This window comes from Pseudomonas sp. SDO524_S393 (genome assembly GCF_054071875.1).
In genome coordinates this window covers 1-15980 of sequence record NZ_JBSVVZ010000024.1, presented here as the reverse complement: position 1 = coordinate 15980, position 15980 = coordinate 1, and the positions used below count along the sequence as shown (strand labels likewise).

The window sequence follows — 15980 nt, the reverse complement described above, 5'->3', positions numbered from 1 at the left end:
ACTTGTCAGTTTTGTGCGCTCCCAACGTAGGAGCGTCCTTATCCGATGACCAGATCATTAGGGGCTTGTTACATGTCTACATCCCTCGCATTCGTCTTTCCAGGGCAGGGTTCGCAGTCCCTCGGCATGCTGGCCGAGCTGGGCGCGCAACATTCGCTGGTACTCGACACCTTCAAGGAAGCTTCCGATGCCTTGGGCTATGACCTGTGGGCGCTGACCCAGCAGGGGCCGGAAGAACTGCTCAATCAAACCGATAAAACCCAACCGGCCATTCTGACCGCCTCCATCGCGCTCTGGCGTCTGTGGCTGGCTGAAGGCGGGGCGCGTCCGGCATTTGTGGCCGGTCACAGTCTGGGTGAATACAGTGCGCTGGTGGCTGCAGGCAGCCTGACCCTTGGCGAAGCCGTCAAGCTGGTGGAGCGTCGTGGTCAATTGATGCAAGAGGCTGTTCCGGCCGGGCAAGGCGGTATGGCCGCCATTCTCGGCCTGGAAGATGCCGATGTGATCGCTGCCTGCGCCGAAGCGGCCCAGGGCGAAGTGGTCAGCGCGGTCAACTTCAATTCCCCTGGCCAAGTGGTGATCGCGGGTGCCAAGGCGGCGGTCGAGCGTGCCATCGAAGGCTGCAAAGCCCGTGGCGCCAAGCGTGCCATGCCGCTGCCAGTAAGCGTGCCGTCGCACTGCGAGCTGATGCGTCCGGCGGCCGAGCGTTTCGCCGAATCTATCGCCGCTATCAACTGGCAGGCACCACAGATCCCGCTGGTGCAGAACGTCAGCGCCGCCGTGGCTGCCGACCTGGACACCCTCAAGCGTGACCTGCTGGAGCAGCTCTACAAGCCGGTACGTTGGGTGGAGTCGGTTCAGACCCTGGCCGCCAATGGTGCCACTCAGCTGGTTGAGTGCGGTCCGGGCAAAGTCCTGGCGGGCCTGAACAAGCGCTGTGCCGAAGGCGTGTCGACCGCCAACCTCAATACCCCGGATGCCTTCGCCGCCGCTCGTGCGGCGCAGGCCTGACCCTTTATTCCGAACTCAGGAGAAGCCTGCATGAGTCTGCAAGGTAAAGTTGCACTGGTTACCGGCGCGAGCCGTGGCATTGGCCAGGCGATTGCCCTGGAACTGGGCCGTCAAGGCGCCGTTGTGATCGGCACCGCCACTTCCGCCTCGGGCGCCGAGCGTATCGCCGCGACCCTGAAGGAAAACGGCGTGCAAGGCACCGGCCTTGAGTTGAACGTGACCAGCGATGAATCCGTGGCCGCTGTGTTGGCCGAGATCACCGCGCAGTTCGGTGCGCCGGCGATTCTGGTGAACAATGCCGGCATCACCCGCGACAACCTGATGATGCGTATGAAAGACGACGAGTGGTTCGACGTGGTCGATACCAACTTGAACAGTCTGTTTCGCCTGTCCAAGGGTGTTTTGCGCGGCATGACCAAGGCGCGTTGGGGCCGAATTATCAATATTGGCTCCGTAGTGGGTGCCATGGGCAACGCAGGCCAAGTAAACTACGCCTCCGCCAAGGCCGGTCTGGAAGGTTTCAGCCGTGCACTGGCACGTGAAGTCGGTTCGCGTTCGATTACGGTCAACTCGGTGGCCCCAGGGTTCATCGATACCGATATGACCCGCGAACTGCCGGAAGCACAGCGTGAAAGCTTGCTGACACAGATTCCGCTGGGCCGTCTGGGCCAGGCCCAAGAGATCGCGAATGTGGTTTCTTTCCTGGCATCCGACGGTGCGGCCTACGTGACCGGGGCTACAATCCCGGTGAACGGCGGGATGTACATGAGTTAAATTGTGACGGATCGCTTCAAAAAAATGTCATACGAGCTGTCTAAAATCCGTTATAAAGCTGCAACTTAAATTTATAGGCAGATGGCCGAGCGGGTACAGGGTGAAGCTTTCAGTTGAAAAGCTGAAAAGCCTTTCTATACACTTACTCACTGGCCAGCTGCCTGAATTTGTCCATTAGGAGTGAAAACAAGGTATGAGCACCATCGAAGAGCGCGTCAAGAAAATCGTTGCCGAGCAACTGGGCGTTAAAGAAGAAGAAGTGGTCAACACCGCTTCCTTCGTTGAAGACCTGGGTGCCGACTCCCTTGACACCGTTGAGCTGGTGATGGCTCTGGAAGAGGAATTCGAGACCGAAATCCCGGACGAAGAAGCTGAAAAAATCACTACTGTTCAAGCTGCTATCGATTACGTTAACGCCCACCAGGGTTAATCGTTTGTAATCGTTGCACGCTGTCAGGGAAAAACCGCACTGCTGTTACAGCGTGCGGTTTTTTCTTTAGGCCTGATGCAAAGTCGTCAATAGAAAAAGGAGAGTGCTGTGTCGCGTAGACGCGTCGTAGTCACCGGTATGGGTATGTTGTCGCCACTGGGTACGGATGTGCCGAGCAGTTGGCAGGGCATTCTGGCTGGCCGCAGTGGTATTGGTCTGATCGAACACACGGACCTTTCTGCCTATTCCACCCGTTTTGGCGGCTCGGTAAAGGGCTTCAACGTTGGGGATTACCTCGACCTCAAGGAGTCGCGCAGGCTCGACCTGTTCATTCAATACGGCCTGGCAGCCGGTTTTCAGGCGGTGCGCAATGCTGGCCTGGAAGTCACCGACGCCAACCGTGAGCGCGTGGGTGTGGCCATGGGTTCGGGTATTGGCGGTCTGACCAATATCGAAGAAACCAGCCGTATTCTGCACGAGACTGGCCCGCGCAAGATTTCGCCGTTCTTCGTGCCCGGCTCGATCATCAATATGATTTCCGGCTTCCTGTCCATCCACTTGGGTGCCCAGGGGCCTAACTACGCCATCGCCACCGCCTGCACCACCGGCACGCACTGCATCGGTATGGCGGCACGCAACATTGCCTACGACGAAGCCGACGTGATGATCGCCGGTGGCGCCGAAATGGCCGCCTGTGGCCTGGGCATGGGCGGCTTTGGTGCCTCGCGCGCGCTGTCCACCCGCAATGACGAGCCGACCCGTGCAAGCCGTCCATGGGACAAGGGCCGTGATGGCTTCGTGCTGGCCGACGGTGCCGGCGCCCTGGTGCTGGAAGAGTTGGAGCACGCCAAGGCGCGCGGTGCCACCATCTATGCCGAACTGATCGGTTTCGGCATGAGCGGTGACGCTTATCACATGACGTCGCCTCCGTCCGACGGTGCCGGCGCCGCGCGTTGCATCAGCAACGCCCTGCGTGATGCCAAGGTCAATACGGACCAGGTGCAGTACATCAACGCCCACGGTACCTCGACCCCGGCTGGCGACCGGGCGGAAGCCGAGGCTATCAAGTCGGTGTTCGGTGAGCATGCCTACAAGCTGGCGGTCAGCTCCACCAAGTCCATGACGGGCCACCTGTTGGGTGCGGCGGGCGCAGTCGAGGCGATCTTCAGCGTCATGGCCATCAAGGACCAGGTCGCGCCGCCGACCATCAACCTCGATGAGCCGGACGAAGGCTGCGACCTGAACTTCGTGCCACACGAAGCGCAGCCGATGCCGATCGATGTGGCGATCTCCAACTCGTTCGGGTTTGGTGGCACCAACGGTTCGCTGGTGTTCCGCCGGTTCGCCGAATGATGCACAGCTGGGTCGACGGTCATCCGGCGGACGCAGTGTCCCTGAAAGATCGCGGCCTGGCGTATGGCGACGGGCTGTTCGAAACCATCGCCGTCAAGACCGGGCAACCGGTGTTGCTCGACCGTCACCTGCGACGCCTCGACGAGGGTTGCAGGCGGCTGGCGCTGGTGGTGGACCAAGAGCTGCTGCGCGGTGAAGTCCTGGCATACGCCGCCGCCCTGGGCGACGGCGTACTCAAGCTGATCCTCACCCGTGGCGACAGCCTGCGCGGTTATGGCACCCATCCAGGCGCGCCCGTGCGCCGTATCTTGCAGGGCAGTCCGCCTGCAACCTATCCCCCGGCCCATGGAACCGATGGCATCCGCCTGTTTCCCTGTGCCACTCGTTTGGCCGAGCAGCCCTTGTTGGCTGGACTCAAGCACCTCAACCGCCTGGAACAAGTGATTGCCCGCGCCGAATGGCAGGACGCCGAGCATGCCGAAGGTCTGATGCTGGATCTGTCCGGTCGTGTCATCGAAGGCGTATTCAGCAATCTGTTCCTAGTGCGCAACGGCTTGTTACTTACCGCTGATCTGACGCGTTGCGGGGTCGCGGGTGTTATGCGTGCCGAGATCCTGGACCAGGCGAAAGCGCTGGGCGTCCCGGTGGCCGTGGCCGACATCAGCCTCGAGCAGTTGCAGCAGGCCGATGAAGTCTTTGTGTGCAACAGCGTTTATGGCATTTGGCCGGTGCGCGGGTGTGCTGCGATGAGCTGGTCGGTTGGCCCGCTCACCCGTAAACTGCAAGGCATTGTTCGCGCGCTATTGGATATTTGAGTTGATACGAAAACTTGTAGTACTGCTGCAGATCGGCCTGGTCTCGGCAGGCTTGCTGCTGGGCTATGGCGCCTGGAAGCTCGACTCTGCCCTCAAGCAGCCTTTGAATCTGTCCCAGGAGCAATTGCTCGATGTGCCGGCCGGGGCAACGCCGACGGGCACGTTCAATCGCCTGGAAGCTGACGGCGTGCTGGACGACGCGTTCTGGCTGCGTCTGTACTGGCGTTTCAACCTCGATGGTCAGCCCCTGCACAGTGGCGAATACCGCATGACGCCGGGCCTTACCGCGCAAGGCTTGATCGGCCTGTGGCAGCGGGGCGAAGTGGTGCAATACAGCCTGACCCTGGTGGAGGGCTGGAACTTCCGTCAGGTGCGCTCGGCCCTGGCCAAGCATGAAAAAATCGTACAGACCCTGTCCGGCCTCAGTGACAGCGATGTGATGGACAAGCTCGGCCATCCTGGCGTGTTTCCCGAGGGGCGATTCTTCCCGGATACCTACCGCTTCGTGCGTGGCATGACTGACGTCGAATTCCTGAAAAAAGCCTATAACCGCCTCGACGATGTCCTCGCCCAGGAGTGGAGCAAACGCGCCGCCGATGCGCCGTACACCGACCCTTATCAGGCGCTGATCATGGCGTCCCTGGTGGAGAAGGAGACCGGCGTGCCCGAAGAACGCGGGCAGATCGCCGGGGTGTTCGTGCGGCGCATGAAGCTCGGCATGTTGTTGCAGACCGACCCCACTGTGATCTATGGCCTGGGTGAGCGCTACAACGGCAAGTTGACCCGCGCGCACCTCAAGGAAGCCACCCCGTATAACACCTATGTGATTGCCGGCTTGCCGCCGACGCCGATTGCCATGGTGGGGCGCGAGGCGATTCATGCGGCACTGAACCCGGTGCCGGGCAGCAGCCTGTTTTTTGTCGCCCGGGGTGACGGCAGCCATATTTTCTCTGATGACCTGGATGCGCATAATGCCGCCGTGCGCGAGTTCCAGCTCAAGCGTCGCGCGGATTATCGTTCCAGCCCGGCACCGGCGGCCAAGCCGACAGATGAGCCGACGCCAGCGGTCGAGGCGCCCGTTGAGGCGCCCGCCGAACCTGCACCGGCCACCGCAGCGCCGCAAAGCCCGCAATGACTCTGACTAAGGACTGCCTGTGACTGGCTTGTTTATTACCCTGGAAGGCCCCGAAGGCGCCGGCAAGAGCACCAACCGCGATTACCTGGCCGAGCGCCTGCGCGCCGAAGGCATCGAAGTGGTGCTGACCCGTGAGCCCGGCGGTACGCCGCTGGCCGAGCGCATCCGCGAGTTGTTGCTGGCCCCGGGCGAAGAACAGATGAACCCGGACACCGAATTGCTGCTGGTCTTTGCCGCCCGCGCGCAGCACCTGGCCGAAGTGATTCGCCCGGCTCTGGCCCGTGGCGCCGTGGTGATCTGCGACCGGTTTACCGACTCTACCTATGCCTATCAGGGCGGTGGCCGAGGCTTGCCCCTGGCACGTATCGCCACGCTGGAAACGTTCGTTCAGGGCGAGTTGCGGCCCGACTTGACGCTGGTGTTCGATTTGCCGGTGGAAGTGGGCATGGCCCGCGCGAGTGCGCGCGGTCGCCTGGACCGTTTCGAGCTGGAGGGGCAGGCCTTCTTCGACGCCGTGCGCCGTGCATTCCTCGAGCGTGCCAAGGCGGATCCTGCGCGTTATTACCTGCTGGACGCTGCCCAACCCCTGGCTCAGGTGCAGCAAGCCATCGATAGCCTGTTGCCAAACCTGCTGGAGCGCGCCCGTGGCTGAAGCCTATCCGTGGCAAGACAGCCTGTGGCAACAACTGGCCGGGCGTGCCCAGCATGCCCATGCCTACTTGTTGCACGGTCCCATCGGGATCGGTAAGCGCGACCTCGCCGAGCGTTTGATGGCCAGCCTGTTGTGCCAGCATCCCGTCAATCTGGAGGCCTGCGGCGAGTGCAAGTCCTGTTTGCTGCTCAAGGCCGGCAGTCATCCGGACAACTACCTGCTGGAACCCGAAGAAGCCGACAAGGCGATCAAGGTCGATCAGGTGCGTGACCTGGTCAGTTTCGTGGTGCAGACCGCGCAGATGGGCGGGCGCAAGGTGGTGCTGATCGAGCCGGTTGAGGCGATGAACATCAATGCCGCCAACGCCTTGCTCAAGAGCCTGGAAGAGCCGTCCGGCGATACGGTGTTGTTGCTGGTCAGCCATCAGTCCAGCCGCTTGCTGCCGACCATCCGCAGCCGCTGTGTACAGCAGGCATGCCCGCTTCCAAGCGAGGCCATGAGCTTGCAGTGGCTGGGCCAGGCGTTGCCGGAATGCAGTGAGCAGGAGCGCATCGAGCTGCTGACCCTGGCGGCCGGCTCGCCGCTGGCGGCGGTCAAGCTGCATGCCCAGGGCGTGCGTGAGCAGCGTGCGCTGGTGGTGGAGGGCGTGAAAAAACTGCTCAAGCAGGAGCAGTCCGCCACACAATTGGCCGAGAGTGCCTGGAAGGACGTGCCGCTTCTGTTGCTGTTCGATTGGTTCTGCGACTGGTCGAGCCTGATCCTGCGCTACCAGCTGACCCAGGATGAAAGCGGCCTGGGGCTGCCGGACATGCGCAAGGTAGTGCAATACCTTGCGCAGAAAAGTGCCCAGGACAAGGTGCTGAACATTCAGGACTGGATCCTCGCCCAGCGTCAGAAGGTCCTCGGCAAGGCCAACCTCAATCGCGTGCTGTTGCTCGAAGCGCTGCTGGTGCAGTGGGTGGGCTTGCTCGGCCGTCGTTAATTTCCGTGGCTGACGGGTGTATCGTTGGCCAGGCACTTTCCGTGACTCAAGTTGTAACTTCTTATGCTCGTAGATTCCCATTGCCACCTCGACCGCCTCGATCTCGCTCAGCACGGCGGCTCTCTCGACGCAGCCCTTGAGGCTGCCCGCCAGCGCGGGGTCGGGCACTTTCTGTGTATCGGCGTGAGCGCCGAAAACGCTGCCGACGTGAAGGCACTTGCCGAACGTTATGCCGATGTCGATTGCTCGGTCGGTATTCATCCGCTTGACCTCAAGCCTGGTGAGGCACCGGCCCTCGACTGGTTGTTGAGCGAGCTCAATCACCCACGCGTGGTGGCGATTGGCGAAACCGGCCTGGACTACCATTACGAGCCCGAAGCCGCCGAGTTGCAGCAAGCCTCGTTCCGTCTGCACCTGCAGGCCGCCCAGCAGACCGGCAAGCCGGTGATCGTCCATACCCGAGGCGCCCGTGCCGATACCCTGACGCTGCTGCGTGAAGCGGCGTTGCCCCAGGCGGGCGTGCTGCATTGCTTCACCGAAGACTGGGATATGGCCAAGGCGGCCCTGGACCTGGGGTTCTATATTTCGCTGTCGGGTATCGTCACTTTCCGCAATGCCGACGCCCTGCGTGATGTGGCGCGCCAGGTGCCGGCCGACCGTTTGCTGGTGGAAACCGATTCGCCGTACCTCGCGCCCATTCCCCATCGCGGCAAGCCGAACCTGCCGGAGTATGTGCGCGACGTGGCGGATTATCTGGCGATGCTGCGCGGTGAATCGTATGAGCGCTTTGCCGAACAGACTACCGAGAACTTCAAACGATTGTTCCCCCTGGCCCATGTAAGCGGCTAGCGTTGCCAAATCGCAGGCAAAAAAAACCCGGGTTCTGGGGGGTGAATCCGGGCTAAGACCATTAGGAGTAAAACAAGGGCACACAGTCCGTCGGTACCCAGGTCGACGCTTCACTTGGGGGAGATGTCGCGCCGACAGTTGAAGTATTGATCAGTATCCGATTCAGTCCAGTCGCGACTGGTCGTTTTTTAAACAGATTTGGAATACGCGCGCTTCGCTTGAGTTCTCATTAGCCCCATGCGCACGACCCAATATCGCGTTTTATTTCTGACCGATAGAGGCTTATTCGTTGGTGTGAGGGCAATAAAGTGCGCAGCTTGTTCACATAGGCGTTGCCCAACGACTGTTCAGTCGGGATAATCCCTCGCACCGGGTCAATCGTATCGCCACGTAACCGTGGCCCTGCGCAACCCTCCCCATATTCACCTCTGCAGACGTCTTCCTCATGCACAAAGAACCCCGTAAGGTCCGTGAGTTTCGCCGCCGTGAGCAGGAAATTCTCGACACCGCGCTCAAGTTGTTCCTCGAACAGGGTGAGGACAGCGTTACCGTCGAGATGATCGCGGATGCCGTGGGTATCGGCAAAGGCACGATCTACAAGCACTTCAAGTCCAAGGCCGAGATCTACCTGCGGCTGATGCTCGACTATGAGCGCGACCTGAACGAGTTGCTGCATTCGGCTGATGTGGACAAGGACAAGGAAGCTCTGTCCCGGGCCTACTTCGAGTTTCGCATGCGCGACCCGCAGCGCTACCGCCTGTTCGATCGCCTGGAAGAGAAGGTGGTCAAGGGCCATCAGGTACCGGAGATGGTCGAGGAACTGCACAAGATCCGTGCCTCGAACTTCGAGCGCCTGACCCTACTGATCAAAGGCCGCATCAGCGAAGGCAAGCTGGAAGATGTGCCACCGTATTTCCACTATTGCGCCGCCTGGGCGCTGGTCCATGGTGCGGTGGCGCTGTATCACTCGCCGTTCTGGAGCAATGTGCTGGAGGATCAGGAAGGCTTCTTCCAGTTCCTGATGGACATCGGCGTGCGCATGGGCAACAAGCGCAAGCACACCACCGAGCTGCCACCGGCTGGAACACCGGCGGCCTGAGCCACGATGATGGCCTAATGATTTACTGCCAGGTGCAGTGCCCCAGGAATATACTCAGGCAAGGATCTTGCTAAAAGCTGATTTATGAGTCAGCTTTTAGTGCGCCCGAATTATCCTCTGCCGGAGTGATCCATGATCGTTGATCGTCAAGGCAGGCGTTTTCGCAATTTGCGGATCAGCCTGACCTCAGCCTGCAATTATGCGTGTACCTACTGCGTGCCCAATGGCAAGCGGCTGGTGGCTGCCCAGGACGAACTCTCGGCCGAGACCATGGCCCGTGGCGTGGAGTACTTGATTGAAGCCGCCGGCATTGATCGCCTGCGCATTACCGGTGGCGAGCCGCTGGTCAGTCCCAAGCTGGAAGCCTTTATGGGCGCCGTGGGGCAGATGGGGCTCAGTGATATCAGTCTGACCACCAATGGCCAGTTGCTGGCGCGCAAGCTGCCGTTGCTGGTGGCGGCAGGGATTCGGCGTATCAACGTGTCCCTCGACACCCTGGATGCCGATGCCTTCCGCGGTATCGCCCGTGGCGGTGATCTGGCTACTGTCCTCGATGGTATGGACCAGGCGCGCGCCGCCGGCATCAAGATCAAGGTCAATATGGTGCCGTTGCGCGGCCAGAACCTGGATCAGGTCATGCCGTTGCTCGACTACTGCCTTGAGCGCGGCTACGAGTTGCGCTTCATCGAATTGATGCGCATGGGCCACCTGGCCAAGGATTCCAACGCGTTTCTCCAGCAATTCGTCAGCCTGCAGCAACTGCTCAGCCTGATTGGCGAGCAACACGAATACCTGCAAGCCAGCGCGCCGATCGACGCGACCGCGGTTCGTTATGAAATCCCCGGCAAAGGTTATTTCGGCGTGATCGCCAACGAAAGCGTGCCGTTCTGCCGTACCTGTTCGCGGCTGCGCCTGTCGTCCACCGGCTGGTTGCACGGCTGCCTGTCGTCGAGCAACCGCCACTATGTCGGCGACCTGCTCGACAAACCTCGCCACCAGGCGCTGCCCGCGTTGCAGGGCTTGCTGATGAAAGCGCTGGGCGACAAGCAGGAAGTGGCATTCTCGGGCGGTGCGACGATCATGAAGATCATCGGCGGTTAGCGTCCCTTCAAGTCAACGCACACTTTTATTGTGGGAGCAGGCCTGCGATGACAGTGTGTCAGTCCCTAAATTCGGCACTGATACACCGCAATCGCAGGCAAGCCAGCTCCCACATTGTCAGGTGTCGCTGCTAAGTGGCGCAAAATCTGCATCTCACGCCCATTCGCCGGTTTTCCGTCACCGGCTTCTGGAGGATTGGGATGCGTAGTCTGGTTTTGTTGCTGGCGTCATTGACGCTGAGTGGTTGCATGACCGTCAGCGATATGGCCGAAGGCACTCGCTATCAGATGAGTGACGCCGGGTTGCTGGATCACAGCGATACACGCCGTACCGCGTCGGTTCGTATACAGCCGGATTCCTTTGTGTTTATTGCCCAGGGCGCGTTCGTGCCGCCGGGCAGCGCTTACCCGCGCCCCAATGTGGTGGCTGAAGAGGCATTCAACGGTTTCGTCGAATATTTCCCCATGGTGCGTCGCGCCCGCCAGCCCGAAGGGCTTGAGCAGGCCATGTCTGAAGCCCGCGCAGCGGGTGCTCACTACCTGTTGTATTGCCGTTTTGCGGCGGCTGACGACCGTATCGGCAATGCCGATGAATGGGCTGATCAAGAGGCTCTGGACCGCGTGGGGCTGGACAGCGGCGTGATCCAGATCATGTTGATCGAGACCAGCACCCAGTATTTGATCGATACTGCACGAATTCGCAGTCGTGGCGGTTTACTGACGTTCCACGACAACAAGCCACAAGATCTGATTGCACGCCCCCTGGCGCAGTATGCCCGCGGCCTGTTGGGCATGAGTGATCAGTAAGCCGCAGGAGACCCCCATGACCGATTCCGCCAAGGCCAATGACTTGTTGGCCCAGTTGCCCAAGGGCAAGGGACCGGCGCCGGTACACCTTTGGAACCCGGATTTCTGCGGCAACATCGACATGCGCATCGCCCGCGACGGCACCTGGTTCTATCAGGGCACGCCGATCGGGCGCAAGCCGATGGTCAAGCTGTTCTCCAACATCATCCGCCGCGATGGTGACGATTACTTCCTGATAACGCCGGTGGAAAAGGTCGGCATCGTCGTCGATGACGCGCCTTTCGTCGCGATCACGCTGGAGGTCGAAGGGCAGGGCGAACAGCAGGTGCTGCGCTTTACCAGCAACGTCGATGAACCGATCGAAGCGGGCGTCGAACACCCGCTGCGGGTGGTGATCGACCCCGTCACCCAAGAGCCTTCCCCTTATCTGCGGGTGCGCTCCAACCTCGAAGCCCTGGTACATCGCAACGTTTTCTACCAATTGGTGGAACTGGCGGTAAGCCGTCCGATCAACGGTCAGAACTGGCTGGGCGTCTGGAGCGGCGGGGTGTTTTTCCCCATTGGGCTGGAGCCCTGAGACCGGTTTTTTCATCTCCCTGAAATAATTCGCTTGCTGCAAACGGGCGCTATCGGTTATCAATTTGTACATGATTAGACATGTCCGATTTGATAAGAAAAAACGCGTCGTCGACGAGCTTATCCGCCGTATCGAGGGTGGGGTGATGGCCGACGGTTTCCTGCTGCCGGGCGAGCACCAACTGGCCGAAGAGTTCTCGGTCAGTCGCGGCACCCTGCGTGAAGCCCTGGCTGAGCTCAAGCGCCGCAACTACATCGCCACCCAGAGCGGCGTCGGCTCCATCGTCACGTTCGACGGCATGGTGCTCGACCAACGCAGCGGTTGGGCCCAGGCCCTGGCCGATACCGGCGCGCGGGTGACCACCGATATCCTGCGTCTTGAAGCGGTGACCCGAGCGGATCTGCTCAGCCGTTTCGGCAGTGACCAGTTCATTGCCCTCGACCGCCTGCGGCGCACACCCGACGGGATCGCCGTGTCCCTCGAACGCTCACTGATGCCTGCCGTTGGTGGCCTGGAAAGCCTGCCGCGCGTCGGCCTGATCGATAACTCCCTGACCATCACTCTGGCGGCCTACGGCTACGTCGGCGCCGAAGGTGACCAATGGATCGGTGCCGAGCCCCTGAGCAACGAAGATGCCGAACTGCTCGGCCGTCCGGCGGGCACTGTGTTTCTCAAGGCCTCGCGCACCACCTACGACCGTCGCGAACGGTTCATGGAACACGTCGAAAGTTTGCTCGACCCGCTGCACTTTCGCCTGCACCTGCAATTTGGAGCTTCGAAATGACCCCGGACATTCGCGCGCTTGGCGCTTTCTACGGCCTGGCACTGGGCGATGCCCTGGGCATGCCTACCCAATCCCTGAGCCGCGAGCAGGTCAGGGCGCGGTTCGGCGTCATCACTGCGCTGGAAGATGCCGGCGCCGACCAGCCGATTGCACCGAACATGCCCGCCGGTTCCATCACCGATGACACCGAACAGGCAATCCTGGTGGGTGAGCTGCTGGTGGAAGGCCGGGGGTTGATCGAGCCCACGGTACTCGCCCAGCGCCTGATCGACTGGGAAGCGGTGATGCGCGCCAAGGGCTCCCAGGACCTGCTGGGTCCGTCCACCAAACGCGCGATCGACATGATCCTGGCCGGCCACACGCCGGAAGAGTCCGGGCGCTACGGCACTACCAACGGTGCCGCCATGCGCATCACGCCGGTGGGCATCGCGGCGGATGTGAGTGACCCGAAAGCGTTCATTCAGGCAGTGATCCAGGCGTGCCAGGTCACTCACAACACAACCCTGGGCATTTCCAGCGCTGCGGCAGTGGCGGCAGTGGTCTCCGCCGGCATCAACGGGGTGGACCTGGGCGAAGCCTTGAACGTCGGTGTCCAGGTTGCCCAGCAGGCCGAAAACCAGGGGCACTGGATTGCCGGTGGGCGCATTTCCACCCGCATCAGTTGGGCGCGGACTTTGAGCGTCGGCAGCGGCGACAAGGCGCTGTTCGCCGATCTGCTCTACGAATTGATTGGCACCTCCGTCGCATCCCAGGAGTCGGTGGTGGTGTCGTTCGCCCTTGCCCAGCAAGTGGCGGTGGGCGCGCTGAGCGCGTTCGAAGCCCTGTGCCTGGCCGCCAGTCTCGGTGGCGACACCGACACCATCGCCGCGATTCTTGGCGCCATGTTGGGTGCATGTCTCGGCATGCAGTGCTGGCCCGAGGCGATGATCGAACAGGTGAAACAGGTCAATGGCCTGGACTTGCAGCCGTTGGTCCAAGGGTTGCTCGAATTGCGTTGACCGCCATAGCTCAGAACTGTGGGAGCTGGCTTGCCTGCGATAGCAAGCTTCGAGTGATTGCATCGGTGACTGACACACCGCCATCGCAGGCAAGCCAGCTCCCACAGGGACGGGAAGACCCAATAGAACTCTGCCACAACCACAACAATACAGGCACCAGGAGCACCCACTCATGAGCACCTCTTCTTCCGGCCAAGGCGCCGGGCAATTGGAAACACGCGGTATCGAACCGGTCCCTGAAGGGGAATGCAACGGTCATCCGTTGCAACTGTTCTGGGTGTGGTTCGCCGCCAACATCAGCATCCTCGGCTTGCCCCTGGGTGCGACGCTGGTGGCGTTTCGCGGCCTGGCGATCTGGCAGGCGATCATCGTCGCGATCCTCGGTGCCGCCGGCTCCTTCGCGGTGGTGGGCATCATTTCCATCGCCGGTCGTCGTGGCCGCGCGCCGAGCCTGACGCTGTCCCGTGCCATCTTCGGCGTGCGCGGCAATATCGGCCCCACCCTGGTCTCGCTGATGTCGCGTTTGGGCTGGGAAACCGTCAACACCACCACGGCAGCGTTCGTGCTGCTGTCGTTGTGTTCGATCCTGTTTCACTCCCCGGTCGAGGCAAAAAGCGCCCCGATCCTGACGCTGACCTTCATCGCTATTTTCGTGCTGCTGACCTTGTCCGTTTCCGGCCTGGGCCACGCCACTCTGCTGGTGATCCAGAAGTGGGCCACTTACGTGTTCGGCGCCTTGAATATCCTGGTGGGCGGTTTCCTCTGTGCCACCATCGACTGGAGCGCGGTGTTCAACGCCACTCCGGCACCCTTGAGCGCGATGATCATCGGCATCGGCACCATGGCCGCCGGCACCGGTATCGGGTGGGCCAACGCTGGCGCCGACATGTCGCGCTACCAGCACCGCAGCGTGAAAGCCGTGCGCCTGGTGGCATCCGCCGCATTCGGCGCGGGCATTCCGCTGGTGTTGCTGATTACCCTCGGCGGCCTGCTGTCGGTGGGTAACAATGACCTGGCGTCGGCCACCGACCCAATCATCGCGATCCGCGACATGCTGCCCACCTGGATGGCCGTGCCGTACCTGATCACCGCGTTCGGTGGGTTGCTGCTGTCCAACAACCTCTCGGTGTATTCGGCGGGCCTTACCACCCTGACCCTGGGCTTGAAGGTCAAGCGTGTGCACGCGGTGATTGTCGACATCGTCGCGATTTTCGCCGGTTCCATTTACTTCATGCTGATCGCCGACAGTTTCTACGGCCCCTTCATCACCTTCATCTCGTTGCTGGCGGTGCCGATCACTGCGTGGGTCGGGATCTTTGTCGTCGACTTGATTCACCGTCACTACTACAGCGCCAAGGACCTGCTGGACGTCAGCCCGAGCAGCGCCTATTGGTATCGCGGCGGTGTGGAGTGGCGTGCGTTCGGCGCCTGGGCCGTGGCCATCGTGCTGGGTTTCAGCTTCACCACCATCGGCACCACCGCTGAAAACATCTGGTTCGCCGGGCCATTGTCCGACTCCTGGCTGGGCCACAACGGCCTGGGCTGGATCGTCACCTTCCTGGTGGCCGGCGGGATTTATGCGGTATTGGGCGGCGCGGCTGACCGTCGTCCGGCGTTAGTAGAGAGTCCCAATGTCTAGATTGCTGCACACCGGCCAGGTCATCGTCGACCTGGTCATGGCCCTTGATACCTTGCCCGCGACCGGTGGCGACGTGCTGGCGAAATCCGCCAGTTTCGAAGCCGGCGGGGGCTTCAATGTGATGGCCGCCGCCCGCCGCAACGGCCTGCCGGTGGTCTATCTCGGACGCCACGGCAATGGTCGCTTCGGCGATCTGGCCCGCGCAGCGATGCTGGCCGAGGGCGTGGAAATCGCCCAGGCGGCCAGTACGGACAAGGACACCGGGCTGTGCGTTTCGCTGACCGAAGCCAGCACCGAGCGCACCTTCATTTCCCACATCGGTGCCGAGGGTGACTTGAGCGCCGAGGATCTGGCGAATGGGGTGCCGCAGGCCGACGATTACGTGTACGTCAGCGGCTACAGCTTGTTGTTGGAAGGCAAGGCCCAGGCTCTGCTCGACTGGCTGTTGGCGCTGCCACGGGACATTCGTGTGGTGTTCGACCCGGGGCCGCTGGTGAAGGCGCCGGACTCGGCGCTGATGGCGGCGTTGCTGCCGCGCATCGACATCTGGACCAGCAATGGCCCCGAAGCGCTGGCGTTCACCGGTGCGGCGGACATTGCCAACGCATTGCCCGCGCTGAATCGGCACTTGCCTGCCGAGACCTTGCGAGTGGTGCGCGACGGGCCGAATGGCTGCTGGGTCGGGCGTGGCGGCGAGGTTGAACACGTGCCTGGTTTCAAGGTGACGGCGGTGGACAGCAACGGCGCGGGCGATGCCCATGCGGGGGTGTTTATTGCGGGGTTGGCCCAAGGGCTGGCACCGGCCCAAGCGGCACGTCGTGCGAACGCGGCGGCGGCGCTGGCGGTAACGCGTTGGGGGCCGGCGACGTCTCCGGGCACAGCCGAGGTCGATGCTCTACTGGCGGAATAAATCCGATTGAAAATGTGGGAGCCGGGCTTGCCCGCGATGACGGAGCGTCAGTCACCATTATGTTT

The 15980-nt window shown here is 61.6% G+C and carries 17 protein-coding genes; all 17 read left to right on the top strand.

The genetic code is table 11. From position 1 onward, the window contains the following. Nucleotides 1-72 precede the first annotated feature (72 nt). The gene (gene fabD, locus ACW9IB_RS12950) at nucleotides 73-1011 is read left to right on the top strand and encodes an ACP S-malonyltransferase (protein WP_457365188.1); all 939 of its coding nucleotides are present in this window, start codon (nucleotides 73-75) and stop codon (nucleotides 1009-1011) included. Nucleotides 1012-1041: 30 nt separating this feature from the next. Beyond that, nucleotides 1042-1785 (top strand): 3-oxoacyl-ACP reductase FabG, encoded by a 744-nt coding sequence (fabG, locus tag ACW9IB_RS12945; protein WP_457365189.1) that lies wholly within the window; start codon nucleotides 1042-1044, stop codon nucleotides 1783-1785. 193 nt (nucleotides 1786-1978) lie between these two features. Next, the gene (acpP, locus tag ACW9IB_RS12940) at nucleotides 1979-2215 is read left to right on the top strand and encodes an acyl carrier protein (RefSeq protein WP_457365190.1); all 237 of its coding nucleotides are present in this window, start codon (nucleotides 1979-1981) and stop codon (nucleotides 2213-2215) included. Nucleotides 2216-2323: 108 nt separating this feature from the next. Continuing rightward, nucleotides 2324-3568: a beta-ketoacyl-ACP synthase II gene (fabF, locus tag ACW9IB_RS12935; RefSeq protein WP_457413937.1), complete on the top strand. Its 1245-nt coding sequence runs from the start codon at nucleotides 2324-2326 to the stop codon at nucleotides 3566-3568. Beyond that, the gene (pabC, locus tag ACW9IB_RS12930) at nucleotides 3568-4383 is read left to right on the top strand and encodes an aminodeoxychorismate lyase (RefSeq protein ID WP_457413969.1); all 816 of its coding nucleotides are present in this window, start codon (nucleotides 3568-3570) and stop codon (nucleotides 4381-4383) included. The genes fabF and pabC overlap by 1 nt, the downstream gene beginning before the upstream one ends. A 1-nt stretch (nucleotide 4384) precedes the next feature. Continuing rightward, nucleotides 4385-5518, top strand: coding sequence for an endolytic transglycosylase MltG (gene mltG / locus ACW9IB_RS12925; protein ID WP_457413936.1), 1134 nt, complete (start codon nucleotides 4385-4387; stop codon nucleotides 5516-5518). Nucleotides 5519-5537: 19 nt separating this feature from the next. Then, entirely contained in the window at nucleotides 5538-6170 is a 633-nt protein-coding gene (tmk, locus tag ACW9IB_RS12920; protein WP_457413935.1) for a dTMP kinase, read from the top strand. Beyond that, nucleotides 6163-7152, top strand: a complete 990-nt coding sequence (locus ACW9IB_RS12915; protein WP_457413934.1) for a DNA polymerase III subunit delta' — start codon at nucleotides 6163-6165, stop codon at nucleotides 7150-7152. Before tmk ends, ACW9IB_RS12915 begins: the two co-directional genes overlap by 8 nt. A 63-nt stretch (nucleotides 7153-7215) precedes the next feature. Beyond that, nucleotides 7216-8001 (top strand): TatD family hydrolase, encoded by a 786-nt coding sequence (locus ACW9IB_RS12910; RefSeq protein WP_457413933.1) that lies wholly within the window; start codon nucleotides 7216-7218, stop codon nucleotides 7999-8001. Nucleotides 8002-8446: 445 nt separating this feature from the next. Continuing rightward, on the top strand, nucleotides 8447-9100 hold the full coding sequence (locus ACW9IB_RS12905) for a TetR/AcrR family transcriptional regulator (protein WP_457365196.1): 654 nt from the start codon (nucleotides 8447-8449) through the stop codon (nucleotides 9098-9100). A gap of 132 nt (nucleotides 9101-9232) precedes the next feature. Then, nucleotides 9233-10201 carry a GTP 3',8-cyclase MoaA gene (locus tag ACW9IB_RS12900; protein WP_457413932.1) on the top strand — a complete coding sequence of 323 codons (969 nt, stop codon included), beginning with the start codon at nucleotides 9233-9235 and terminating at the stop codon, nucleotides 10199-10201. 200 nt (nucleotides 10202-10401) lie between these two features. Next, nucleotides 10402-11007, top strand: a complete 606-nt coding sequence (locus ACW9IB_RS12895) for a DUF4823 domain-containing protein (protein ID WP_457365198.1) — start codon at nucleotides 10402-10404, stop codon at nucleotides 11005-11007. Nucleotides 11008-11023: 16 nt separating this feature from the next. Beyond that, on the top strand, nucleotides 11024-11584 hold the full coding sequence (locus ACW9IB_RS12890) for a DUF1285 domain-containing protein (RefSeq protein ID WP_457413930.1): 561 nt from the start codon (nucleotides 11024-11026) through the stop codon (nucleotides 11582-11584). A 70-nt stretch (nucleotides 11585-11654) separates the two neighbouring features. After that, entirely contained in the window at nucleotides 11655-12368 is a 714-nt protein-coding gene (locus ACW9IB_RS12885) for a GntR family transcriptional regulator (RefSeq protein ID WP_457365200.1), read from the top strand. Continuing rightward, entirely contained in the window at nucleotides 12365-13366 is a 1002-nt protein-coding gene (locus tag ACW9IB_RS12880) for an ADP-ribosylglycohydrolase family protein (protein ID WP_457413929.1), read from the top strand. The genes ACW9IB_RS12885 and ACW9IB_RS12880 overlap by 4 nt, the downstream gene beginning before the upstream one ends. 172 nt (nucleotides 13367-13538) lie before the next feature. After that, on the top strand, nucleotides 13539-15005 hold the full coding sequence (locus tag ACW9IB_RS12875) for a purine-cytosine permease family protein (protein WP_457413928.1): 1467 nt from the start codon (nucleotides 13539-13541) through the stop codon (nucleotides 15003-15005). Continuing rightward, a complete protein-coding gene (locus ACW9IB_RS12870) occupies nucleotides 14998-15915 on the top strand; it encodes a PfkB family carbohydrate kinase (RefSeq protein ID WP_457365203.1) in 918 nt (305 codons plus the stop codon). The genes ACW9IB_RS12875 and ACW9IB_RS12870 overlap by 8 nt, the downstream gene beginning before the upstream one ends. Nucleotides 15916-15980 lie beyond the last annotated feature (65 nt).